Below are 21,671 nucleotides of genomic sequence, written 5' to 3' on the forward strand. Positions count from 1 at the left end.
ATGTACGCTGCCGCCCGGACCGTCCCGCCATGACCGATGGAGTTCTTCTGATGAACCGTCAGACCGTTTACCGCATCAGGAAGGCCCTGCCGGTCGACGTCCCGGGCGCACGCCGGCTGATCCTGGACACCTTCTACCGGGAGTTCGGCTACGGCTACGTCCCCGAGTGGCACGCCGACGTGGTCGACCTCCAGGGCCACTACCTCGACCACCCCCGGCACACGCTGCTGGTCGCCACCCACCGCGGCGAGGTGGTCGCCACCACCGCGCTGCACTCCACCGGCCCGGCCCACCCGCCGCACCCGCGCGAGCTGGTGGAGCGCTACCCGTCCGGCAGCACCGCCCAGCTCGTCCGGGTGTACGTCCGGGCCGAGCACCGCCGGCACGGGCTGGCCCGCGAACTCGTCCGCCGGGCCTGCGACTTCGCCGCCACCGAGGGCGGCTACCGGCGGCTCTACCTGCACACCAACACCACCGTCCCGGGCGCCGAGGCGTTCTGGCGCAGCCTGGCCGAGGAGGTCCACGACGCGCGCCCGAGCGGCGAGCACGGCCCGGGCGTGGCCACCGTCCACTTCGAGATCCCGCTGCGCCGGCCGGCCGCCGTCCGCGGCCCGGTCACGGTCTGAGCCGCCCCGGCACCGGCCGTCCGGGCATTCCGGCACCCCTACACCGCTACGCCCCTACACCCGGGCATCCCGGCATCCCGACGGACAGGAGTGCAGGCGTGCGGGACGGTCAGGCGGACGGCCCGGCCGCCCGGACCGCCTCGCGGGCCAGCTCCAGGGTGGCCCGCAGCGCGAGCAGGTAGCCGGCGCGCATCCGCCCGGCGGCCGCCTCCCCCTCCGCGCCCTCGCCGAAGTCCCGCTCGGCGCGGAAGGTGAGGGTCAGGCCGTCCTCGTCCTCGTCGATGTCGTTGTGGATCACCCAGGCGCCCTGCTCGTCGTCACGGGTGAAGGTGACCCGCGCCTTCGGCCGGAACACCACCCGCTCGCGGACCCGCTCGCCGTGGAAGACGACCTCGCGGACCAGGCCGTCCGCCGTCCGCTCCAACACCGTGCACGCGTCCATCCCGGCGACGAACGGCACCGCGTCGGCGGCCTTCCGCTCCAGCGCAGCCCAGACGTCGTCCCGGGTGAGCCGGACCGGCTCGGCCGGGTCGTTGACGCGCACGGTCTGGCTGATGACTCGCATGTCCGATCCCCTCGTCGGCCCGCCCGGGCCTCGGTACTGCTTGCGCGGCCAAGCATTTGCTTGCGCGGCCAAGTAAACGCCTCGACCCCCTGCTGCGCAAGGGCCACCCCGGAAGGGATCCGGGCCGACCCGGACCCACCACTTGCCCGTACAATCACCGCGTGCGCGCTCACCAGAACCAGCCCGTCACCGCCGCCGGCGGCACCAGCCAGGCCATCGCCCGGGTCTCCCGGCTGCACCGGGCCACCGCCGAGCGGCTGCTCCGCCCGCACGGCCTGCACGCCGGACAGGAGCTGCTGATGATGCTGCTCTGGGACGGCGGCCCCCAGCCGCAGGCGCAGCTGATCGAACAGCTGGGCATCGACGCGTCCACCGTCACGCGCATGGTGCAGCGCCTGGAGCAGGCCGGGTTCGTCCGCCGGCGGCGCAGCGAGGACGACCGGCGGGCCGTCGTGGTCGAGGCGACGGCGGCGGCCTGCGCGCTGCGCGACCGGGTCGCGCAGACCTGGCAGGAGCTGGAGCGGGTCACCCTCGCCGGGCTGGACGAGGCCGAACAGGCCGAGCTGGCCAGGCTGCTGGGCCGACTGGAGGAGAACCTCGGCCGCCCGGCCGGAGGAATGTGACGCAGGTCACAGTCTGAAGTGAAATTTCCGGGGACAGAATCCCCGTTTGCCCTGTCGTAGGCCTAAGCGGGGAAATCTTCCCCGGTATGCTGGGAGGAGCACGCAGTGAGCAGCACCGCCGTCACCACGCCGGTCCGCACCGCGGAGCCCGTCCGCACGCCCAAGCTGCGCGCGGACGCGACCCGCAACCGTGAGCGGATCGTGCTGGCGGCGCGGGACGCCTTCGTCGAGTACGGTGCGGACGCGCCGCTGGACGAGATCGCGAAGCGGGCGGGCGTCGGCAACGCGACGCTGTACCGGAACTTCCCGGACCGCACCGCACTGATCCGTGAGGTGGCGCTGCTCGTCAAGAACCGCGTGCTGGCCCTCGCCGAAACGACACCGGCGGAGAGCGACGGACCGTTCGACGCCCTCCAGCGGTTCGTGCACGCGACGGTCGCGGAGAAGATCGGCGCCCTGTGCCCGATCCTCACCCACCGCATCGACCCGCACGACCCGGAGCTCACCGACGCCCGGGACCGCCTCATCGCCGCCGTCGGCGAGCTGATGGAGCGGGCCCGACAGGCCGGCGAACTGCGGACCGACGTCGACCACGGCGATCTGTTCATCGCGATGAGCCAGCTGACCCGTCCGCTCCCCGGTACCTCCTGCCACATCCTGGACGACTTCGTCCACCGGCACCTGCAGCTGTTCCTGGACGGCCTGCGGGCGCCCGCCCGCTCGACCCTGCCCGGCCGGGCCGCGACCTTCGAGGACTTCCACACCGACCACTGACCCCGCGGCCGCACCGACCGCCGCCGACCGCTCCGGCCGAACCGGTCCGACCGGCCCCGACCCGCACCGACCCGACCTGGTCCGTGCCGGTCCGGCCCGCGGCGCCGTACGCCTCCCGCCCGTCGACTGCACCTGACCCGCATCGGCAACGCACCCCGAAGTGAGTACCTCCATGCCAAAAACCGACGCCCTGCCCGCCACCCAGCCCGATCCGCGGCGCTGGAAGGCCCTGATATTCATCGGGCTCGCCCAGCTGATGGTCGTCCTCGACGCCACCATCGTGAACATCGCCCTGCCGTCCGCCCAGAAGGACCTCGGCATCACCGACGGCAACCGCCAGTGGGTGATCACCGCCTACGCGCTGGCCTTCGGCGGTCTGCTGCTGTTCGGCGGCCGGCTGGCCGACCTGTGGGGCCGCAAGCGCACCTTCGTGGTCGGCCTGACCGGCTTCGCGCTGGCCTCCGCCCTGGGCGGCGCCGCCGCCAACACCGCCATGCTGCTCGGCGCCCGTGCCCTCCAGGGCGTGTTCGGCGCGCTGCTCGCGCCCGCCGCACTCTCGCTGCTGGCCGTGACGTTCACCGAGGCCAAGGAGCGCGCCAAGGCGTTCGGCATCTACGGCGCCATCGCCGGCGGTGGCGGCGCGATCGGCCTGATCCTCGGCGGCCTGCTGACCGAGTACATGAACTGGCGCTGGACCTTCTTCGTCAACATCCCGTTCGCCATCGTGGCCGCGATCGGCGCGGTGATGGTGATCCGCGAGCCCGCCGAGGGCCGCAACCGCAACCGCCTGGACATCCCCGGCGTGCTGCTCGTCACCACCGGCCTGGTCGCCCTGGTCTACGGCTTCACCCGCGCCGAGTCGGACGGCTGGTCCTCCGGCACCACGATCGGCCTGTTCGTCGCCGCCGCCGTCCTGCTGGCCGCGTTCGTCGTGGTCGAGCGCAAGGTGAAGGCGCCGCTGCTGCCGCTGCGGGTCGTCCTGGACCGCAACCGCGGCGGGGTCTACCTGTCGCTGGGCCTGGCCGTGATCGGCATGTTCGGACTCTTCCTGTTCCTCACCTACTACCTGCAGATCGTGCTCGGCTACAGCCCGGTGCTGACCGGCGTCGCCTTCCTGCCGATGGTGGCGGGCATGATCACCGGCTCGACCCAGATCGGCGCCCGGCTGATGACCCGGGTCCCGGCGCGCTACCTGATGGCGCCCGGCTTCCTGGTCGCCTCGATCGGCATGCTGCTGCTCACCCAGATCGGCCTGGACACGTCCTACCCGGCGCTGATCCTGCCCGGCCTGATCCTGATGGGCCTGGGCATGGGCACCGCCTTCATGCCCGCGATGAGCCTGGCCACGCACGGCGTCGAGCCGCGCGACGCCGGTGTGGCCTCCGCCATGGTCAACACCTCGCAGCAGGTCGGCGGCGCCATCGGCACCGCGCTGCTGAACACCATCGCCGCCAGCGCCACCACCACCTGGCTGGCCGCCCACATGGGCGCCGCGACCAGCCCCGCCGCGGCCAAGGCGGTGCAGTTCGAGGGCATGGTGCACGGCTTCTCGACCGCGATCTGGTGGTCCTTCGGGATCCTGGTGACGGCGGCCGCGATCGCCTTCGTCCTGATCAACGCCGGCCGCCCCGACGGCGCGAAGGCCGCCTCGGGCGCGGCGGACAACAACGAGGTGCCGGTGCTGGTGCACTGACCCCCGGGGGTACACACAAGGGTGCACAGCGGCCCGTCCGGTGATTCGTCACCGGGCGGGCCGCTCGTCGTTCCGGGGGTGCGCGGCCGGGAGACCGGTGTCGCCGAGCGGCTGCCGCGCGGCGAGCGCGGCAAGTACGGCAAGTGCGGCAAGTGTGCGGCGAGGTACGCGCCCCGCTCACGCCGGCCGAAGTGCACCGGCCCACCGCACCCGAGTGGCCGCACCCCCTCGAACTGCCGGCCGCGGTGGACGAGAATGGAGCCACCCGCCCGGTCGGATCGCCCACCCGCACCCGGGTGCCGCCGGCCCTCGGGCGGTACGACGAGGGCTCCCGCACCACCGGGCCCGACACCGCGGAGCACCGCAGGGGCACCGGCAGGCGCCGAGGCCGCTCGCCGCACCGGACCGACCTGGCACCGCCGCTGCTCGACCCGGCCCCGACCGATCCGGAACGGGAGGACATCGTGCACCACCGTACGGACGAACTCGCCGACAGCAGGTACCTCCTGCTCACCACCTTCACCGCGAGCGGCGGCCGGGTGGCGTCACCGAGCTGGGTGGTCGCCGACGGCGCCGCGCTCGGCATCTGGACCCCCGTGCACTCGGGCGAGGCCGAACGCGTCCGCCGCCACCCCCGGGTGCTGGTCGGCCCCTGCGACGCGCACGGGCGCCCGACCGGACGGCAGCTCCCGGCCCGGGCGGCGGTCTGCGACGAGGACGCCACCGCCCGCTACCGCATCTCGCTGATCAACAAGTACGGCATGACGGCACTGATCGTGCTGGCCCGCAGCCGCCTCCGGCTCGGCCTGGCCGGGACGGTGGGCATCCGGATCACGCTCACCGGGCCGGAGCAGCGGCTGATCGGGCCGGAGTGGCCACCACCCACGGCGTACTGCCCGAACTGACGGACGGCACTGCGCTCGCACCCAGGCACGCGCGGACCGGGGCACGCGCGCACCGCGGCAGCCGGAGACCACGACAGGCCCGACGCGCGCGAAGGGGACGCCGGCCGGACCGGTGCGGGCCCCGCAGCCGGAAGGAGGCCCGACCGGGCCGGCCGGCGCCGGTCTCAGATCCCGTCCTCCGGGGCCGTCGCGAGGTCCGCCGGCTCGCAGGCCTCCTGGCCGGTGCCGACGTGCACGACCTTCACCGCCCGTCCGGGGCCGCCCGGCACCACCTGCTGCTCGTGCCCGCAGCGCGGGCAGAGCAGCGGGATGCGCGGGCTGCGGTGCTCCTGGGCGAAGTGCTGGCCCGCGCCGCTCCCGGCGCCCTGCTCCGGCGTCGTCACGTCAGCGGGTGGGTCGGGATCGGGCTCACGTCCTGGATCTCGCCGTGGGCCTTGGTCAGCAGTTGCGAGGCGAGGTCGTTGAGCGCGCGGGCCGCGGCGATCTCCTCGCCGACCCGCAGCTGTTCCGGATCGGACGGGTGACGGCTGGTGTAGCCGTGGGCGCGCAGCTCGGAGCCGTCGCCGAGTCTCAGCAGGGCGGCGGCGGCCGTTCGGGCCCCCTCCTCCCGGAACTCCATCTCGATGTGCCAACCGACAAGAGTCTGCATGGCGGGTCACCTCCGGCGGTTACTCCTCCAGAGTGCGCCGCACCCGGCGCGAACACCAGGCCGGACGGCCGGGGCGGCCCGGCGGGACGGCGTTCCGCAGCTGACCGGAGTTGACTTGAACGCGTTCAACCCAGCGCGTACAGTCGGCGCCGCAAGGGTTTGAACGCGTTCAAGAGAGTGGGGCGGCCGCCATGGGCAAGGTCACCACAGAACTGGTGGACCTCCTGGTCCTGCTCGGTATGGGAGCCGTGATCCCCCTCGGCCTCGCGCTGATCGGCGAACCCGGCCTGGCCCGCGTCCGCCGGTTCTGGCCGCTGGCCGCCGTCCCCGGCGCCCTCTCGCTCTGGCTGCCGCGCGGCGGCCTCGCCACCGGCTGCGCCGTCCTCTACGCGCTCGGCACCCTCGCCGTGGCCGCCCACGCACCGCGCCGGCTCGCCCGCACACGGTCGCTCGCGCCCGCCGAGGCCGCCGTCCTGACCGCGCTCGTCACCCCGTCGGTGGCCGGAACGGCCCTGGTCGCGGAGCGCTCCGGACACCAGCTGTTCGGCTTCGACCTCGACATCCTGGCCCTCACCGTGCCGCACTTCCACTTCGCCGGGTTCACCGCCGCCCTCGTCGCCGGGCTGGTCTGCCGGGCCCGGCCGACGAGCGCCGCCGCCCGGTTCGCCGCGCTCAGTGTGCCGCTCGGCACCCTGCTGGTGCTGGCCGGGTACTTCATCGACGACTGGGCCGAACTCGCCGGCGCCGTCGTCCTCACCACCGGCATGTGGCTGACCGGCCTCGTCACCTGGCGGGACCTGCGCCCGCGCAGCACCGACCGGACCACCGCCGCCCTGCTCGGCACCGCCTCCGCCGTCCTCGCCGCCACCATGCTGCTCGCCCTCTGGTGGGCGCTCGGCGAGGCCTCCGGGCTCCCGCACCCCACCCTCGCCTGGATGGCCGCCACCCACGGCGTCGGCAACGCGCTCGGCTTCGCGCTCTGCTCGCTGCTCGCCTGGCGCCGGATCGCGCCGCCCCCGGCCGGCCGCCCGCTCCCCCGCAACCACCCGCGCCGGCCCACTCGGCCCCGCCCGCAGCCCCTCCCGCAGCCCCGCCCGATGGAGTCAGCACGATGACCTCGCCCCGGCCCGCCGCCGCCCCCCACCAGCTCGCCGGCCCCGGCGACCTCAACTACGCGGAGGTCGGCGCCAGCACCACCCCCGGCCAGCCCCTGCCCGCCGGCTACAACCACCTCCGCCACCGCGCGCTGATCGGCCACGGCCGCGCCGCCCTGGACGCGGCCGGGGAGGCCGTACTCGGCTGGCGCATGCACCGCGCCGCCGGCGTCCGGATCAGCACCGACGCGGAGCGGGCCACCCCCGGCGCGGCCGTCCGGTGCGCGATCGGCCTCGGCCCGCTGCGCGCCGCCGCCCCCTGCCGGGTCGTCCGGACCACCGAGGCCGACGACACCGCCGACGGCACCACCGACGGCACCGGCCGCCCCGACCGCTACGGCTTCACGTACGGCACCCGGCGCGGCCACCTCGCCGTCGGCGAGGAGACCTTCCTGGTCGAGATGGGTGCCGACAAGGCGGTCTGGTTCACCGTCAACGCCTTCAGCCGGCCACGCAGCTGGTACGCCCACCTGGCCGGTCCGCTGCTCCCGCTCGGCCAGCGCCTGTTCGCCCGCCTCTGCGCCCGCGCCCTGACCCGGATCGCCGCGGCCGCCACCGCAGCCGCAGGCTCGTAGCGTCCGACGGCCGGGCCGGCGCCCCGCGGGGGAAAACCACCGGCGGAGCGGGCCGCGCGCCCGGCAGACTCACCGGGTGATCGAACTGCGGCCCGTCCTGGAGATCCTGACCCCCGACGACTTCACCCTCTGGCCCGTCGGCACGCACGAGCCGTTCGGCTTCCTCCCGCTCGGCGGGGCGATGAGCCCGGCCGACGTCGGCGCGGCGGTCGCGCGACTCGCCGTCTGCAACGACACCGGGGACGACTCGGACGACTCCGGCGACTCCGGCGACTCCGGCGACGATGCCTTGGGCGAGGACGAGGAGGACGGCGAGGTCGGGGAGGTCGGGGAGGACGAGGAGGACGGCGAGGTCGAGGAGGTCGGGAGCGGGATGGCGGAGGCTCCGGCCCGGCCCGCCGATCCCGTCGGCGCCTTCCTGCACGGGCTGCTCACCGCGGAGGACGTCATCGCGCCCGGCGGCTTCCGCGTGACCGACACGGCCACCGGCGTCACCCTGCTCCCCGGCTGCTGCTCGGGCCTGGAGGACTGGCGGGAGTGGCAGCAGGTGCTGGACGGCGACGGCTACGTCTGGCTCGGTCACGACCCCACCGCGAGCGCCCGCCGCGAGGGCGCGGCCGTGCGGCTCACCCCCGACGAAGCGGTGCCCGGCGGGCCGGTGATCGAGCTGCCCGTCGAAGAGCTGCGCCGCCTGGTCGCGCGGGCCGAACGCGACCTCGCCGGCTTCGTCGCCCTGGCCGACGTCTGGGCCGCGCGGCACGCGCCCCACCACCGCGCACTCCTCACGGCCGCCCTCGCCCGCGCCCTGGGCCTCGGCCCGGCAGAGGTGTCGGCGGAGCGGTAGGACCGACCGGCCCCCGGGCTGCGCGCCGCGGGAATCCGGTCGACGCACGGCCCGCCGGCCCGGCACCATCGGCGGGTGCCCAGCTTCCTCACCCACCGCGGGCGCGTCCACGACGACGCGCGGCCCGTCCACCGGCGGCACTCCGCCCTGCGGACCTGCCTCACCCTGTTCGCGCCCTACGGACTGCGGGCCACCTACCACCACCTGACGCTGAGCGCCCGGATCCCCCGCCGGCTCGACGCCGACCCCGGCGCGCTGGTGCGCGCGGTCGAGGAGCTGCACGAGGCACGGCTGCTGTGGCTGGCGCAGCAGGAGCGCTACGTGGCGCGGCGGCGTACGGAGAAGGCCGCCGGGCTGCGGGCGGCCACCGGGGCCCCGGACGTGTACGGGCCCTACTGGCCGGAGTCGCCGAACAGCGCCTGGCTGCACGACCCGGCCTGCCACCCGCCGCTGCGACTGCCGGAGTACGTCCGGCGGCAGGCTGCCCTGCTCGACGGTGCGGTGCTGCCCGGCTGCCCGGCCTGCGGGGACGGGCGCCCGGCGGCGCAGCGGTCGACCGGGCACGGGTTCGTCGAGCTGTGCCCGGGGTGCGGGCGGGTGCGGCGACTGTGCCCGTGCGGGGAGCGGCACCGCGTCGACCCGGTCGCCGGGGTGAGCTGGCCCGCGGTCTGGCGCCGGGAGCACATGACCGATGCGGGCACCCCGGATCCGTACTGGCTCCGGGCCTCGGCAGCCGGGCCCGGCACCGAGAGCTGACGGGCCGGACAGCAGTCGCGGTACCGGCCGGAGCCGGTACCGCGCTTCAGACGGTGCGCGCCGGAACGCTGACCAGCACGGTGGCTCCGTCCAGGGTCCGCACCTCGAAGTGGTCGATGTCGCCGGGCCTCAGCCCGGTGCCGCCGCTCGTGTGCAGGGTGGCCGGGCCCGTCCCGGACGGGCCGTAGCCGGCCGCGGGCACGCTCCAGGTGGTCACGGTCTGCCGCTCGCCGGTGTGCGAGACGGCGACCAGGTCACAGCTCAACGGCCCGCGGACGTTGGAGAGTTCGAGGCTCACCTGGGTGCCCCACGGCTTGCCGTCGACACCGACGACGGCGCGGGCGCCGCTGGCCGGGTCGGTGGCGGAGAACTGCTGGGCGACGGCGACGACACCGGGCGCGGAGTCCGTGACCACCGCGGCCGTGATCGCCGGCCCGGCCACCAGCATCGCCGCCGCCGCCCCGACCAGCACCAGCCGGCGGATCCGGCCCCGGCGCCGGCGCGCGGCCACCTCGGCGACCAAGCGGTCCAGCAACGCCCCGTCCGGCTCGGGAGGCGGCGCGGCCGGGTCTAGCCCGGCGGCTTCGGCGGAGGCTGCGTACTCGGCCAACAGCGGCTCCATGAAACCGAGTTCGCGGACCTGCTCGGCGCACTGCGGGCAGCCGGCGAGGTGCTCCTCGAACGCGGCGCGGTCCGCCGGTTCGAGCAGGCCGAGGACGTAGGCGCCGACGTCGGTACGGTCGACGGGGCCCTGGTGTCCGGGGTCGGCGTGCCCGGGGTCCGGTTGCCCGGGGTCGCGGTGCTCGGCGTTGCGCCGGTCGGCGTTGTGCTGCTCGGGACCGTGGTGCTCGGGGCCGTGCTGTTCCGGGCCGTGGCGCTCCGGGCCGTGCTGCTCGGGACCGTGGTGCTCGGGGCCGGTCGGTCCGGGCCTGGACGTGGTCACGATGTCACTCCCCGTTCCTCCAGCGCGAGCCTGAGCGACCGCAGCGCGTAGAACACCCGCGACCGTACGGTACCGGCCGGAATGCCCAGTTCGGCGGCCGCCTCGTTGACCGTGCGGCCCATCAGGTACGTCTCGGCGATCACCCGGCGGTGGGCCTCCGAGAGGTCTCCGAGCGCCTCCGAGATCGTCATCAGCCGCAACGCGCGGTCGAGTTCGTCCTCGGCGGGCAGCAGCTCCAGCGGCGAAGGGCCTACCTCGCGGGGGCGGGCCAGGCTGCTGCGGTGGCCGTCGATGACGATCCGCCGCGCCACCGTGACCAGCCAGGGCCGCAGTGAGCCGGCCGCCGGGTCGAGCCGGTGGATGTTGCGCCAGGCCCGGACGAGCGTCTCCTGCACGACGTCCTCGGCGCGCTGGCGGTCGCCCGCGACCAGGTGCAGGACGAAGCCGAACAGCGGCCCGGCGTGGTCCCGGTAGAGCGCACGCATGAGGTCCTCGTCCGGCACCCCGCCGGGGGCGGACGCAGCACCCCCGGGGTGCTCCTCGGTCACCACGCCATCTTCGCGCACCCGTACCTCCGGGTCGAGAGTTCCACGTCCGGTCCGGACCATCGCCAGGCTCGCCCCACCCGCTCAGTAACCGCCGTAGCCGCCGCTGCTGGGGCTTCGGGGGCTGCTTGGCATCATGCCGCCGGACGGGCTGCTCGGGCTGCTCGGCATCGTGCCGCCGGAGGGGCTGCTCGCGTGGACGCCGGCCTTGCCGCCGGTCGGGGTCAGCGCGAACCAGGTGCCGCCGACGCCCTGGCCCTTGGTGTCGCCGGGCTTCTGGTCGGGCGCGTAACGGTAGGCGGGCCAGCCGTTCAGGGTGAGCTGCTTGCTGCCGTCGGCACGGACGACGGTGCCGACCAGCTTGCTGTCGATGCCCTTGACGGAGACCGTGCCGTTGGCCGGGGCGGGCGGCCAGGTCGAGGCGCAGGCACCGTTGCAGTGGGAGGCCGACGGATCGGCGGTGTCCTGGTCGAAGCGGTAGAGGGTGAAGCCGGCACTGTCGGTGACGATGGTGCCGAGCTCGGGGTCGGTGGCGGTGTTCAGGGTGGCGGCGCCGGACGGGCTGCTCGGACTGCCCGTACTCGGACTGCTCGGACTGCTCGGGGCCGCGGGTGCGGTGGCGGCGGCGCTCGGCCCGGAGCCGGACGACGAGGCCGTGGAGCCGCCGCCGGACGACCCGCAGCCGGCGACCAGCGCCGCCGCGGCGATCCCGGACGCGGCGAGTACGGCGATCCGGCTGGTACGGCTGTTGCTGCGCATGGTGGGTGCTCTCCCCGGTGGACTCGCGCGGGTGCCTCGGTCGGCGCGCCGCGCTGGTGCGGACACCCAGCTGTACGGACGGGAGCCGCGAAGCACTCAACGGGCGGCGGGGATTCTTCGGAATAGCGCGCGGGCGGGCGCGGTTGTCGCGGGCACATGGCCTGAACCGCCACCCCCGGAAGGGCAGGAACCGCAAGATGAGCACGGTCGAGCTGACCAAGGAGAACTTCGACGAGATCGTCCCCGGCCCGGCGGGCGAGGACTTCGTCTTCATCGATTTCTGGGCGGGTTGGTGCGGCCCGTGCCGGCAGTTCGCCCCGGTGTACGAGAAGGCGGCCGCGCGCCACCCCGACCTCGTCTTCGCCAAGGTCGACACCGAGGCGCAGCAGGAGCTGGCCGCCGCCTTCGGCATCCAGTCCATCCCGACGCTGGCGATCATCCGCGAGGGCGTGCTCGTCTTCTCCCAGGCGGGCGCACTGCCGGAGACGGTGTTCGAGGACTTGATCGGCCAGGCCCGCAAGCTGGACATGACCGAGGTGAAGCGCAAGGTCGCGGCCGAGCAGAACGGCGACGGCGAGGTCTGACGGTCCGCCCGACGGCGCACCACTCGGACAGGCGGGGCGGCTGACGGAGCGGCCGACGGAACAACCTGCGGAACGGCAGAGCCGGGACGGCAGGGCCACGACGGCGGTGGGCCCGGGGTGACGGAACCCCCGGGCCCTTCGGCGTGCCCGCGCAGCCTGGCCGACCCGCGCAGTCCGGGCGGCCCGGCGCTGCCGAGGGCCGACCCGCGCCGGTCGATCAGGCCCGCGCAGCCTCCGGCGGCTCCGCCGACCCCGCCAGGCGGGCCGCGAGGCCGTCGAGGAGCAGGCCCAGGGCGAGCTCGAAGCCCCGCTCGTCGAGCCCGGGCGCACCCGGGCCGCTGGTGCCGCGCTCGGCGGAGGCCACCAGCGCACCGGCGAGGGCCGGGTACCGCGGGCGGTAGTCGTCCGAGGGGCTGGTGAAGCCCGCGGCGAAGGTCTCCAGCGCCGAGCCGAGCACCAGGTAGTCGAGCGCGGCCGCCGCCTCGGCGGCGTCGGCGGGCGCGAGGCCCGCCCGGCCGAGGGCGGCGAGCAGGGTGTCGTAGCCGAGCAGCTGGCGTTCGGCTCCGACCCGGCGGCGGGCGAGCAGCGCGATGGTGTGGGGGTGGCGCAGGAAGGCCGCGCGGTAGCCGCGCGCGTAGCGGGCGACACCGGAGCGCCAGTCCGGGCCGGCCGGCGCCAGCGGGCTCAGGTCGATCTCGGCATTGACCAGCTCGGCCAGCCCGTCGATCAGCTCGTCCTTGCCGCTCACGTGGTTGTACAACGAGGCGGCCTTCACGCCCAGCCGCTCGGCCACCGCGCGCATGGTGAGGCCGTCCGAGCCGTGTGCGTCGACCACGTCGAGGGCCGCCCCGGCGATGATCTCCCTGCTCAGCAGCGCCCTGCTCGGTCGTCCCACGCTCGTCGCCCTCCCTGCCGGCCGCGTCACCCACGGCGTCGGGCTCACGTTATTACAGGGCGGTCTCGGCCCTTCCGCTGCCCCGGGGTGGCGGGTTACCGTCCCTGACTAACAAAGTTAGTTTTCTGCGGCGGGCCCCTCCGGACCCGCCGCGGACGACGGCAAGGTGGACGCCCCATGACCGAGCACGCCCCAAGACCGCAGAGCGCCCCGGCCCCCGGATCCGGTCCGGCCACCGCGGCCGGCCCGACCGCCACCGGCCCGGCCAGCGCGGCCGGCCCGGGCGCCGCCGCCGACGCCGACCGGCTCGCCGCCCTCGGCTACCGACAGGAACTGCGCCGCAGCCTCGGCATCCTCGGCAACATCTCGATGGGCTTCGCCGTCGTCTCCCCCGTGGTCGGCCTCTACGCGGTCGGCCAGGTCGGTCTGGGCGTGGCCGGCGGCGCCTGGGTCTGGGCTCTCCCGGTCTGCCTGCTCGGCCAGATGCTGGTCGTCGCGGTCTACTCCGAGCTGGCCTCCCAGTGGCCGCTGGCCGGCGGCGCCTACCAGTGGAGCCGCCGGCTGGCCGGCCCGACCTTCGCCTGGCTGACCGGCTGGATGTGGCAGTTCGCGGTGATGTTCGCCAACACCACCGTCGCCTACCTGGCCTCGCCCTGGTTCTTCGCCCTCTTCGGGCTGACCCCGACACCCGCGCAACTCGTCCTGGTCTCGGCCGCGTTCATGCTGGCCTGCACGCTGGTCAACGCCTACGGCATCAACCTGCTGCGCTGGTTCGTCTCCCTGGGCATCGCCGCCGAGGCGGTCGCCTCCGTCCTGGTCGGCTTCGCGCTGCTGCTCTTCTTCCGGCAGCACGGCTTCGGCCTGGTGACCGACCTGCTGGACGCCCCCGCCACCGCCGGCGTCTCCACCGGCGGGGCCCTGCTGGCCGTGATCGCCGTCGGCGGCTGGGCGTTCATCGGCTTCGACGCCTGCGTCTCCACCGCCGAGGAGACCAAGGACGCCGGCCGGCAGGTGCCGCGGGCCATGTGGTGGGCGCTGCTCAGCGTCGGCGTGGTCGTCGTCCTGAACGCCCTGGCCGTCGAACTCGCCCACCCGGATCCGGCCGCCGTGGTCCGCGGCGAGGACCTCGACCCCGTCACCACGGCCGTCACCACCGCGTTCGGCGACTGGTCGGCCAAGCCGTTCGTGGTGGTCGTCCTGGTCTCGTTCACCGCCTGCCTGATGGCCTCGCAGGGCGGCGCCGCCCGCGGCCTCTACTCGCTGGCCCGCGACGGCGTCTTCCCCTTCGCCGCCAAGGTCCGCCGGGTCAACCGGCACCAGGCACCGATCGGCGGGCTGGTCGCCGCCACCCTGGTCAGCGCCGCCGCGCTGCCGCTCGGGCTGGAGTCCACCGCGATGGGCAGCCTGATCACCTTCGGCACCGCCGCGACCTTCCTCCCGTTCTTCCTGCTCAGCCTGGCCGCCCTGCTCGCCCGGCTGCGCGGCACCTGGCGGCCGTCCGGCCCGGTCGCGTACGGGCGCACCGGCACCGTCGTCAACGCCCTCGCGGTGCTCTGGACCGGCTTCGAGGTGGTCAACATCTGCTGGCCGCGCACCATCCTCGCGCCGCCCGGCGCCCCCTGGTACCAGGTGTGGGCGGCCGTCCTCGGCGTCGGGCTGGTCACCCTCGCCGGTCTCGGCTACCTCCTCGTCCGCCGTCCGCAGCGCCTGATGCGCTCCCCCGGGCCGGCCCACGAGGAGCCCGCCGGGCAGCGCACGGGCGGCGGGCGCACGCGTGAAAAGCACACCGGCGACGCGGACGAGCCGGCGCCGGCCGTGCACTGAGGAACGCCCGGCGGCACCGGTGGGGGCGGCGGTGCGAGTGACCATTCGGTGCCGGCCGGTCCGGGCGTGGTCCCGCGGACGCGCCCGCAATACCTCAGGAGGAGCCCCCGCTCCACGTGGTGAGCCGTGCGGCGAGTGCCCGCAGCTCGTCCCGCAGCGCGTCCGGGCGCAGCACGGTGAACGGGTGGCCGAGGCCGGCCAGCATCACCGCCATCCCGTCGAGGTTCTGCGCCCGGGCCCGCAGCAGCACACGGCCGTCCGCGGCCGCCGTGACCGTCCCGGCACTCGGCGGGATGCGCTGCCGGGCCTCGGCGAGCGTGGTGGTGAGGAGGACCTCCACCTCGTGCGTCCATGGCGCCGCGGCCAGTGACTCCACCACCTGCCGGACGGGGTCGAAGCCCTCCGGCGGATCGAAGCGGGCTTCGCGGAGCTCGGCCGCGCCGATCCGGTCCAGCCGGAACGTCCGCTGCTCGCCGCTGCGGTGGTCCAGCCCGGTGGTGTACCAGCGGGCCCCGTGGAAGACCAGCCCGTACGGGTCGAACTCGCGCTCGGTGGGTTCGCCCCGGCGGTCCCGGTAGGCGAGGTGGACGCGCCGCCGCCGCCGGGCCGCCTCCGCGAGGGTGAACAGCGCGGCGGCCGCCGGGCTCGGGCCGGCGGCCGGTGCCGAGGTCAGCCCGAGGGTCTGCTCCACCGCGTCGACGCGTTCGCGCAGCGGCTGCGGCAGCACCCGCTGGATCTTGGCGAGCGCCGACTCCGCGGCCTGCTCGCCGACGGACAGCCCCGACCGCTGCCCTGCCAGCAGACCGAGCACCACGGACGCGGCCTCGTCCCCGGTGAGCATCAGCGGCGGCAGCCGGAAGCCGGGCAGCAGGCGGTACCCGCCGTAGCGGCCGCGGTCGGCGCGGACCGGGATCCCCAGGTCGGCCAGCCTGGCCACGTAGCGGCGGACGGTCCGTTCGTCCACGCCCAGCCGGTCGGCGAGTTCGGCCCCGGTGAGGCCGGGCCGGGCCTGGAGCAGCTCCAGCAGGGCGAGTACCCGGCTGACCGGGTGGTCCATGGATTCTCCCGACAAATCCGGGCGACAACTGTCCGGATCCAATCCTAGGGTCGGGACCGACAGCGTCTGCGCCACCCGCGGGCGGCCCCGGGAGCGGGCCGTCCGGAGAAGGAGTGATCCGCCATGAGCACGTTCGTACTCGTCCCCGGACTCTGGCTCGGTGCCTGGGCGTGGGAGGCGGTCGCCGAGCCGCTCCGCGCTGCCGGGCACACCGTCCACGCGGTGAGCCTCACCGGCCTGGCCGAGCGGTCCGGCGAGGCCGGGCCGGAGGTCGGCGTGGAGACCCACATCACCGACCTGACCGACCTGCTCGTCCGTGCGGACCTCCGGGACGTCGTGCTGGTCGCGCACAGCGGCGGGGCCGTCGCCGTCACCGGCGCCGCCGACCGGGTGCCCGAGCGTATCCGGCGCGTGGTCTACCTCGACAGCGGCCCGATCGCCGACGGCCTGGCCCTGCGGGACCTCTGGGAGCCCGGGTTCCGGGCCCCGCTGGAGGCCTCGGTGGTGGACGGCTACCGGCTGCCGCTGCCCTCGTTCGAGGAGTTCCTCGCGGCCGGCACCAGCCTGGACGGCCTGGACGGGGCCGCGCTCGCCCGGTTCCGCGAGCGGGCCACCGACCAGCCGTTCCGGACGGTCACCGACCCGCTGCGGCTGACCGGCGGCGGGGCCGGGACGGCGAAGGCGCTGGTCTCGTGCTCCTTCCCGTTGGAGCAGGTGCGTGCCATGATCGCGTCCGGGCACCCCTACTTCGCCGCACTCGGCGGGCCCGAGTGGGAGCTGCGCGAGCTGACGACCGGGCACTGGCCGATGTTCTCCCGCCCGGCGGACACCGCGGCGGTGCTGGCGAAGCTCGCGGAGCTGCCCGGGCGGTGACGGCACCGGTCCCGACGCCGGGCGGCGGCGGGCCCGGCCGACCGGCCGGGCCCGCGTCCGCGTGTACGCCTGCACGGACGGCGGCGGGCGGAGCAGGATGGGCACGGGCACCCGCCACCCGCGCCCCGCGCGCCGGGTCGGCCATCGACACGACGGAGGACGACGCATGACGACCACCCCCGAGGAGTACGACGTCATCGTGGTGGGCGCCGGCCCCACCGGTGAGAACGTGGCCGACCGGACGGCCGCCGCCGGCCTGCGCACCGTCGTCGTGGAGGCCGAACTGGTCGGCGGCGAGTGCTCCTACTGGGCCTGCATGCCGAGCAAGGCGCTGCTCCGACCGGTGGCCGCACTGGCCGCGGCCCGGGCGGTGGCCGGATCCCGCGAGGCCGTCGGCGACGCGGTGCTGGACGCGGCCGCCGTGCTGGCCCGGCGCGACGCGTTCGCCTCGCACTGGAAGGACGACGGCCAGGTGCAGTGGCTGCGCGACACCGGCATCGAGCTGGTCCGCGGCCACGGCCGGCTGGCCGGCGTGCGGACGGTCACCGTCGAGTCGGAGGACGGCAGCGAGCGGGTGCTGACCGCCCGGCACGCCGTCGCCGTCTGCACCGGCAGCCGCCCGGTGCTGCCGCAGGGCGTGCCCGGACTGGCCGAGGCCCACCCGTGGACCAACCGCGAGGCGACCGGCTCGCCGACGGTGCCCGGCCGGCTGGCCGTGGTCGGCGGCGGGGTGGTCGGCGTGGAGATGGCCACCGCCTGGCGGGCGCTCGGCGCCGAGGTGGTGCTGCTGGTGCGCGGCAACGGGCTGCTGCCGCGGATGGAGCCGTTCGCGGGCGAGCTGGTCGCCGAGGGCCTCCGGGCGGCCGGGGTGGACGTGCGGTTCGGCGTCTCGGTGGCGGCGCTGGAGAAGGTGGACGGCGCCGGCGTCACCCTGGTGCTGGAGGACGGCGAACGGCTGGCCGCCGACGAGGTGCTGTACGCCACCGGCCGGGCACCGCGCACCGCCGACGTCGGCCTGGAGCAGGTCGGCCTGAAGCCGGGCGCCTGGCTCGACGTGGACGACAGCTGCACCGTCCTCGGGGTGGACGGTGACTGGCTCTACGCGGCCGGGGACGTCAACCACCGGGCGCTCCTCACCCACCAGGGCAAGTACCAGGCGCGGATCACCGGCGCGACGATCGCGGCACGCGCCCAGGGGCGGCCGCTGGACTCCGAACGCTGGGGCGCGCACGCCGCCTCGGCCGACAGCGCCGGTGCGCCGCAGGTCGTCTTCACCGAACCGGAGGTGGCGGCCGTCGGCCTCACCCTGGACGCCGCCGAACGGGCCGGTCTGCGGGTCAAGGCCGTCGACCACGACCTCGGCGCCGTCGCGGGGGCCTCGCTGTACGCCGACGGGTACCGGGGCCGGGCGCGGGTGGTCTTCGACCTCGACCGGGAGATCCTGATCGGCGCCTGCTTCGTCGGCCCGGGGGTCTCCGAGCTGCTGCACTCGGCCACCCTCGCGGTGGTGGGCGAGGTGCCGATCGGCCGGCTCTGGCACGCCGTTCCGGCCTACCCGACGATCAGCGAGGTCTGGCTGCGGCTGCTGGAGGGCTGCCGGGGCTGACCGGGGAGCTCCCGAGGCGGCTCCGGGAGCTCCCGGAGCCCCCGGGGGTCCACCGGCACGTCCGGCTCCGTCGGCGCGGCGAGATGTCCTCCCCGCCGGAGGGCGGGACACTGGCCGGTGGAGGGGTGTCCGGGCGGGGCCGTTCCGACCGACCAGGTGGTGCAGGGCAATGACCGAGGTGCTGTTGGCCGTCGGGACCGAGAAAGGCCTCTTTCTCGGCCGCAGTCGCGACCGGCTGAGCTGGGAGTTCAGCGGGCCGCACTTCCCGATGAACGCGATCTACTCCGTCTCGATCGACCGCCGCGGCGGGTCGGTCCGGCTGCTGGTCGGTGCCGACAGCAGCCACTGGGGCCCGTCGGTCTGGCGCTCGGACGACCTCGGCGCGAGCTGGTACGAGCCACCGGTGCCGGCGATCCGCTTCCCCGAGCACACCGGCGCCTCGCTCACCCGGGTCTGGCAGCTGCAGCCGGCCGGCGACGAGGCGCCCGGGGTCGTCTACGCGGGCACCGAGCCGGCCGCGCTGTTCCGTTCGGAGGACGGCGGCGGGACCTTCGCCCTGGTCGAGTCGCTCTGGGCCCACCCGCAGCGCCCGCAGTGGGGCGCCGGGTACGGCGGCCAGGGCCTGCACACCGTCCTCACCGACCCGCGCGACGCGGAACGGCTGCTGGTCGCCGTCTCCAGCGGCGGCGTCTACCGCAGCAAGGACGGCGGCGGCAGCTGGGAGCCGTCCAACCAGGGCCTGCGGGCGGAGTTCCTCCCCGAGGAGAGCCAGTACCCCGAGTTCGGCCAGTGCGTGCACAAGATCGCCCGGGACGCCGTCAACCCCGACCGTCTCTACCTGCAGAACCACGGCGGCGTGTACCGCAGCGACGACGCGGGCGCCGGGTGGACGTTCGTCACCGACGGCCTGCCCGCCGACTTCGGCTTCGCCGTCGCCGCGCACCCGCGCCGGGCCGACACCGCCTACCTCTTCCCGCTCGGCGGGGCCGACGACCGGATCCCGCCGGGCCGGCGCTGCCGGGTCTACCGCACCGACGACGGCGGCGACAGCTGGCACCCGCTCAGCAAGGGCCTCCCTGGGGGCGACCACTACGGTGTCGTGCTGCGCGACGCCCTCCGCACCGACGACGCCGACCCGGCCGGCATCTACTTCGGCAACCGCAACGGCGACGTCCACGGCAGCCCCGACGAGGGCGAGACCTGGTCCCTGCTCATCTCCCACCTGCCCGACGTGCTCTGCGTCCGCGCGGCAGTCGTCGGCTGACGCGGCCGCCCGACGACGGGACGGCCTGGCCGGCAGCAACGCGGCGGACCACACTGGGACGGCGTACGTCCACGACACCTGGGGGACCGCCGCGTGACCGTCGAGCTGCGCCACCACACCACCCTGACCGACCACGTCCGGCGGGACTTGCTGGACGTGTACGCCGATGTCCGCGCGCCGCTGCTGCACCTGCCGAACTACCGCGTCGAGGCGTTCGCCGAGCGCCTCGACCGGCACGCCACCGAGCCCGGCTTCGAGCTCGTCCTCGCCTTCGACGGCGACACGCCGGCCGGGTACTCCTACGGCAACACCGTCGACGCCGGCGACCGGTACTGGAGCCGCATGGCCGATCCCCTGCCCGACGGCTGCACCGACACCCCGGTGCTGGCCCTCAGGGAGATCGGCGTCCGCACCGCCTGGCGCGGCACCGGCACCGCCCGCCGCATCCACGACGCCCTGCTGGCCGCCCGCACCGAGGACCGGGTCACGCTGATGGTCAACCCGCTCGCCGGCGACGGCAAAGTCCAACGGCTCTACGAGACATGGGGATACGTGGCGTTCAACGCCCAGCCGCCGTCCCCGGACTCGCCCCGGCTGACGGCGATGATCCGCCCGCGAGCGCGGTGACACCCGGCCCGCCGACGCCGGGAGCCCACCCGGTCCGCCGGCCGGGACCCTGCGCGACCACTCAGCAGGCCGGGCCGGCGGCACCGACGACTGCCTCCTTGATCGCCCGGTGGACGGGGCCGAGAATGGCGCTCGCAGGCCTCCCCTCGGCGATCGGACGGACAGTACCGAGGAATCCGGCGGCCTGCGGGTCGTGAAGGGCCGAACCCCGCAAGGCGGTCACCTCACGCGAGAGGAGGCCGCCCCGTGTGCCAACTGGCAGGCCGAACGCCCGCCTTCGCGCCCCCGCACAGTGCGGGGTAGCTTCCCGGTACAGCGACGAACCGGAAGGGAACCCACGATGTACCAACCCGCCGACACCGGCACGCCCCCGTCCACGTACCGGGGCCTGATCCTGGACTTCGCCGGCGTCCTCACCGTGGATGCCTTGGCGGTGCACCGCGAATGGTGCGTCAACCAGGGACTCGACCCCGAAGCGTGGCGCCGCACCCTGAACACCCACCCCGTCGTACGGAAGCTGTACGCGGACCTTGAAGCCGGCCGGATCGGTCAGGCCGAGTGGAACGAGAAGACCGCGCCGTTCCTCGGCGTCACCGACCACGTGAACCTGATGGGCCGGGCATGGGCCGGTGTCGGGCCGGCCCTGGACATGGTCGCTCTCGCCAGGGCCGCGCGACACGCCGGCTACGCGGTCGCGATGCTGTCCAACAGCTTCGGCTTGGATCCCTACGACCCGTACGCCGCTTGCGGGGTCTGGGAGTTGTTCGACGTCACCGTGGTCTCCGAACGGGAGGGCATCGCCAAGCCGGACCCGGCGATCTACCGGATGACACTCGATCGGATGGGCCTGCCCGGCGAGGCGTGCGTGTTCGTCGACGACCACCCGGCGAACTTGCCGCCGGCCGAAGCGCTCGGCATCACCACGGTTCTCGCCGACGGCCGGCCCGGCACCGTCGCCCGGCTGGAATCCCTGCTCGGCCTCGCCGCCCCGGTGGCCTGACACGGGAAGCGGCCGTGCCCCCGAGCGAACCGGGCCACGACCACCGTCTGTTGCACCCTCACCCGGCGGGGGTACCACCCCCGGAAGGTCACTACCTGAGATGGAGTCAGCCTATGACGCAGTGGGCGGAACGTACTACGGCGGAACGAGCCAAGATCCTGCGCGGCAGCGCGACGCAGGAAGGGCTGGCGGAGAAGTCGGGGGTATCCGTCGGCACGATCCGCAAGCTCGAACAGGGCGGAAACCTTTCACTGCCCTACCTGTTGAAGGTCGCCGCCGGCCTCGGTACGGACGTGTCCGTACTGGTCGGCCAGCAGTCCCCGCGCCGGGGGATGGAGCTGGACGAACGCTCTGCCCTGCGGGCGGTGTCGGCGGCCGTCCATGACACCGGCCTCGGAATCGGGACCGATGTGGAGCCGGGGACGCTCGAAGAGCTTCAAGGCGCCGCACGGCGCGCTGACGCCGCGTTCTGGTCCGGCCGGTAGGCGGAGCTCGGCGCGATCCTGTCGGGGTTACTGCCGGAGGCCCGC

At 74.9% G+C, this 21,671-nt stretch carries 25 protein-coding genes; 17 read left to right on the forward strand and 8 right to left on the reverse strand.

The genetic code is table 11. The annotated features are described in order from the left end of the window. The first annotated feature begins 50 nt into the window (after window positions 1-50). A complete protein-coding gene (locus tag OH807_RS10975) occupies window positions 51-626 on the forward strand; it encodes a GNAT family N-acetyltransferase (RefSeq protein WP_406196962.1) in 576 nt (191 codons plus the stop codon). A gap of 109 nt (window positions 627-735) precedes the next feature. On the opposite strand, the gene OH807_RS10980 is transcribed toward OH807_RS10975, so the two are convergent. Further along, a complete protein-coding gene (locus OH807_RS10980; protein ID WP_406196964.1) occupies window positions 736-1,191 on the reverse strand; it encodes an SRPBCC family protein in 456 nt (151 codons plus the stop codon). 161 nt (window positions 1,192-1,352) lie between these two features. On the opposite strand from OH807_RS10980, the gene OH807_RS10985 reads away from it, so the two are divergent. The 4 genes from OH807_RS10985 (at window position 1,353) to OH807_RS11000 (ending at window position 5,186) form a co-directional block, all read left to right on the forward strand. Further along, window positions 1,353-1,814, forward strand: coding sequence for a MarR family winged helix-turn-helix transcriptional regulator (locus OH807_RS10985; RefSeq protein WP_406196967.1), 462 nt, complete (start codon window positions 1,353-1,355; stop codon window positions 1,812-1,814). 105 nt (window positions 1,815-1,919) lie between these two features. Then, window positions 1,920-2,588 (forward strand): TetR/AcrR family transcriptional regulator, encoded by a 669-nt coding sequence (locus tag OH807_RS10990; RefSeq protein WP_406196969.1) that lies wholly within the window; start codon window positions 1,920-1,922, stop codon window positions 2,586-2,588. A gap of 172 nt (window positions 2,589-2,760) precedes the next feature. Continuing rightward, window positions 2,761-4,281 carry an MFS transporter gene (locus tag OH807_RS10995; RefSeq protein ID WP_406196972.1) on the forward strand — a complete coding sequence of 507 codons (1,521 nt, stop codon included), beginning with the start codon at window positions 2,761-2,763 and terminating at the stop codon, window positions 4,279-4,281. A gap of 191 nt (window positions 4,282-4,472) precedes the next feature. Next, a complete protein-coding gene (locus OH807_RS11000) occupies window positions 4,473-5,186 on the forward strand; it encodes a PPOX class F420-dependent oxidoreductase (protein ID WP_406196975.1) in 714 nt (237 codons plus the stop codon). Window positions 5,187-5,350: 164 nt separating this feature from the next. Here the strand turns inward: OH807_RS11000 and OH807_RS11005 are convergent, their stop codons facing one another. Together OH807_RS11005 and OH807_RS11010 are read right to left on the reverse strand one after the other, a co-directional pair. Beyond that, window positions 5,351-5,569 (reverse strand): hypothetical protein, encoded by a 219-nt coding sequence (locus tag OH807_RS11005; RefSeq protein ID WP_406196977.1) that lies wholly within the window; start codon window positions 5,567-5,569, stop codon window positions 5,351-5,353. After that, complete coding sequence (locus OH807_RS11010) at window positions 5,566-5,835, reverse strand: DUF1876 domain-containing protein (RefSeq protein WP_406196980.1); 270 nt, start codon at window positions 5,833-5,835, stop codon at window positions 5,566-5,568. The genes OH807_RS11005 and OH807_RS11010 overlap by 4 nt, the downstream gene beginning before the upstream one ends. 191 nt (window positions 5,836-6,026) lie before the next feature. Between OH807_RS11010 and OH807_RS11015 the strand changes: the two genes are divergently transcribed. The 4 genes from OH807_RS11015 to OH807_RS11030 all read left to right on the forward strand — a co-directional run bounded on the left by OH807_RS11015 (window position 6,027) and on the right by OH807_RS11030 (window position 9,164). Continuing rightward, on the forward strand, window positions 6,027-6,950 hold the full coding sequence (locus OH807_RS11015) for a YndJ family protein (protein WP_406196983.1): 924 nt from the start codon (window positions 6,027-6,029) through the stop codon (window positions 6,948-6,950). After that, window positions 6,947-7,564, forward strand: a complete 618-nt coding sequence (locus tag OH807_RS11020) for a DUF1990 family protein (protein ID WP_406196985.1) — start codon at window positions 6,947-6,949, stop codon at window positions 7,562-7,564. Before OH807_RS11015 ends, OH807_RS11020 begins: the two co-directional genes overlap by 4 nt. A gap of 76 nt (window positions 7,565-7,640) precedes the next feature. Then, window positions 7,641-8,408 (forward strand): hypothetical protein, encoded by a 768-nt coding sequence (locus tag OH807_RS11025; RefSeq protein WP_406196988.1) that lies wholly within the window; start codon window positions 7,641-7,643, stop codon window positions 8,406-8,408. Between the two features lie 75 nt (window positions 8,409-8,483). Then, a complete protein-coding gene (locus OH807_RS11030; protein WP_406196991.1) occupies window positions 8,484-9,164 on the forward strand; it encodes a hypothetical protein in 681 nt (226 codons plus the stop codon). A 46-nt stretch (window positions 9,165-9,210) separates the two neighbouring features. Here OH807_RS11030 and OH807_RS11035 read toward each other — a convergent pair whose 3' ends face one another. The 3 genes from OH807_RS11035 to OH807_RS11045 are packed head-to-tail and all read right to left on the reverse strand — an operon-like array spanning window position 9,211 to window position 11,411. Further along, a complete protein-coding gene (locus tag OH807_RS11035; RefSeq protein ID WP_406196993.1) occupies window positions 9,211-10,107 on the reverse strand; it encodes an anti-sigma factor family protein in 897 nt (298 codons plus the stop codon). Next, window positions 10,104-10,715, reverse strand: coding sequence for a sigma-70 family RNA polymerase sigma factor (locus OH807_RS11040; protein ID WP_406196996.1), 612 nt, complete (start codon window positions 10,713-10,715; stop codon window positions 10,104-10,106). The genes OH807_RS11035 and OH807_RS11040 overlap by 4 nt, the downstream gene beginning before the upstream one ends. Window positions 10,716-10,736: 21 nt before the next feature. Further along, window positions 10,737-11,411, reverse strand: coding sequence for a hypothetical protein (locus OH807_RS11045; protein WP_406196999.1), 675 nt, complete (start codon window positions 11,409-11,411; stop codon window positions 10,737-10,739). 197 nt (window positions 11,412-11,608) lie between these two features. Between OH807_RS11045 and OH807_RS11050 the strand changes: the two genes are divergently transcribed. Then, window positions 11,609-11,995 carry a thioredoxin family protein gene (locus tag OH807_RS11050; RefSeq protein ID WP_406197001.1) on the forward strand — a complete coding sequence of 129 codons (387 nt, stop codon included), beginning with the start codon at window positions 11,609-11,611 and terminating at the stop codon, window positions 11,993-11,995. Window positions 11,996-12,212: 217 nt separating this feature from the next. Here the strand turns inward: OH807_RS11050 and OH807_RS11055 are convergent, their stop codons facing one another. Then, the gene (locus tag OH807_RS11055; protein ID WP_406197003.1) at window positions 12,213-12,890 is read right to left on the reverse strand and encodes a TetR/AcrR family transcriptional regulator C-terminal domain-containing protein; all 678 of its coding nucleotides are present in this window, start codon (window positions 12,888-12,890) and stop codon (window positions 12,213-12,215) included. Window positions 12,891-13,067: 177 nt separating this feature from the next. Here OH807_RS11055 and OH807_RS11060 point away from each other — a divergent pair, with 177 nt between their 5' ends. Continuing rightward, a complete protein-coding gene (locus tag OH807_RS11060; protein ID WP_406197006.1) occupies window positions 13,068-14,714 on the forward strand; it encodes an APC family permease in 1,647 nt (548 codons plus the stop codon). Between the two features lie 94 nt (window positions 14,715-14,808). On the opposite strand, the gene OH807_RS11065 is transcribed toward OH807_RS11060, so the two are convergent. Continuing rightward, window positions 14,809-15,771, reverse strand: coding sequence for a helix-turn-helix transcriptional regulator (locus OH807_RS11065; RefSeq protein ID WP_406197008.1), 963 nt, complete (start codon window positions 15,769-15,771; stop codon window positions 14,809-14,811). 123 nt (window positions 15,772-15,894) lie between these two features. Here OH807_RS11065 and OH807_RS11070 point away from each other — a divergent pair, with 123 nt between their 5' ends. The 6 genes from OH807_RS11070 to OH807_RS11095 all read left to right on the forward strand — a co-directional run bounded on the left by OH807_RS11070 (window position 15,895) and on the right by OH807_RS11095 (window position 21,626). Further along, entirely contained in the window at window positions 15,895-16,644 is a 750-nt protein-coding gene (locus OH807_RS11070; protein ID WP_406197010.1) for an alpha/beta fold hydrolase, read from the forward strand. 166 nt (window positions 16,645-16,810) lie between these two features. Then, window positions 16,811-18,250, forward strand: coding sequence for a dihydrolipoyl dehydrogenase family protein (locus OH807_RS11075; RefSeq protein WP_406197013.1), 1,440 nt, complete (start codon window positions 16,811-16,813; stop codon window positions 18,248-18,250). Between the two features lie 169 nt (window positions 18,251-18,419). Continuing rightward, window positions 18,420-19,514, forward strand: a complete 1,095-nt coding sequence (locus OH807_RS11080) for a WD40/YVTN/BNR-like repeat-containing protein (RefSeq protein ID WP_406197015.1) — start codon at window positions 18,420-18,422, stop codon at window positions 19,512-19,514. 93 nt (window positions 19,515-19,607) lie between these two features. Continuing rightward, window positions 19,608-20,141, forward strand: a complete 534-nt coding sequence (locus OH807_RS11085; RefSeq protein WP_406197017.1) for a GNAT family N-acetyltransferase — start codon at window positions 19,608-19,610, stop codon at window positions 20,139-20,141. A gap of 340 nt (window positions 20,142-20,481) precedes the next feature. Next, window positions 20,482-21,141 (forward strand): HAD-IA family hydrolase, encoded by a 660-nt coding sequence (locus tag OH807_RS11090; protein WP_406197020.1) that lies wholly within the window; start codon window positions 20,482-20,484, stop codon window positions 21,139-21,141. A 113-nt stretch (window positions 21,142-21,254) separates the two neighbouring features. Next, on the forward strand, window positions 21,255-21,626 hold the full coding sequence (locus tag OH807_RS11095; RefSeq protein WP_406197023.1) for a helix-turn-helix domain-containing protein: 372 nt from the start codon (window positions 21,255-21,257) through the stop codon (window positions 21,624-21,626). The last annotated feature ends 45 nt before the right edge of the window (window positions 21,627-21,671 follow it).

Origin of the sequence: Kitasatospora sp. NBC_01560 (assembly GCF_045208415.1) — a bacterium.
In the GTDB taxonomy this organism is placed as follows: domain Bacteria; phylum Actinomycetota; class Actinomycetes; order Streptomycetales; family Streptomycetaceae; genus Kitasatospora.

What these genes read in the sequence shown, in the direction of transcription:
- OH807_RS11090 (WP_406197020.1), top strand. Translation starts at nt 20,482, where the DNA reads ATGTACCAACCCGCCGACACCGGCACGCCCCCGTCCACGTACCGGGGC.
- OH807_RS11095 (WP_406197023.1), top strand. Translation starts at nt 21,255, where the DNA reads ATGACGCAGTGGGCGGAACGTACTACGGCGGAACGAGCCAAGATCCTG.
- OH807_RS11040 (WP_406196996.1), bottom strand. Translation starts at nt 10,715, where the DNA reads ATGGTCCGGACCGGACGTGGAACTCTCGACCCGGAGGTACGGGTGCGC.
- OH807_RS11070 (WP_406197010.1), top strand. Translation starts at nt 15,895, where the DNA reads ATGAGCACGTTCGTACTCGTCCCCGGACTCTGGCTCGGTGCCTGGGCG.
- OH807_RS11015 (WP_406196983.1), top strand. Translation starts at nt 6,027, where the DNA reads ATGGGCAAGGTCACCACAGAACTGGTGGACCTCCTGGTCCTGCTCGGT.
- OH807_RS11045 (WP_406196999.1), bottom strand. Translation starts at nt 11,411, where the DNA reads ATGCGCAGCAACAGCCGTACCAGCCGGATCGCCGTACTCGCCGCGTCC.
- OH807_RS10995 (WP_406196972.1), top strand. Translation starts at nt 2,761, where the DNA reads ATGCCAAAAACCGACGCCCTGCCCGCCACCCAGCCCGATCCGCGGCGC.
- OH807_RS11080 (WP_406197015.1), top strand. Translation starts at nt 18,420, where the DNA reads ATGACCGAGGTGCTGTTGGCCGTCGGGACCGAGAAAGGCCTCTTTCTC.
- OH807_RS10980 (WP_406196964.1), bottom strand. Translation starts at nt 1,191, where the DNA reads ATGCGAGTCATCAGCCAGACCGTGCGCGTCAACGACCCGGCCGAGCCG.
- OH807_RS11065 (WP_406197008.1), bottom strand. Translation starts at nt 15,771, where the DNA reads ATGGACCACCCGGTCAGCCGGGTACTCGCCCTGCTGGAGCTGCTCCAG.
- OH807_RS11060 (WP_406197006.1), top strand. Translation starts at nt 13,068, where the DNA reads ATGACCGAGCACGCCCCAAGACCGCAGAGCGCCCCGGCCCCCGGATCC.
- OH807_RS11075 (WP_406197013.1), top strand. Translation starts at nt 16,811, where the DNA reads ATGACGACCACCCCCGAGGAGTACGACGTCATCGTGGTGGGCGCCGGC.
- OH807_RS11020 (WP_406196985.1), top strand. Translation starts at nt 6,947, where the DNA reads ATGACCTCGCCCCGGCCCGCCGCCGCCCCCCACCAGCTCGCCGGCCCC.
- OH807_RS11010 (WP_406196980.1), bottom strand. Translation starts at nt 5,835, where the DNA reads ATGCAGACTCTTGTCGGTTGGCACATCGAGATGGAGTTCCGGGAGGAG.
- OH807_RS11050 (WP_406197001.1), top strand. Translation starts at nt 11,609, where the DNA reads ATGAGCACGGTCGAGCTGACCAAGGAGAACTTCGACGAGATCGTCCCC.
- OH807_RS10975 (WP_406196962.1), top strand. Translation starts at nt 51, where the DNA reads ATGAACCGTCAGACCGTTTACCGCATCAGGAAGGCCCTGCCGGTCGAC.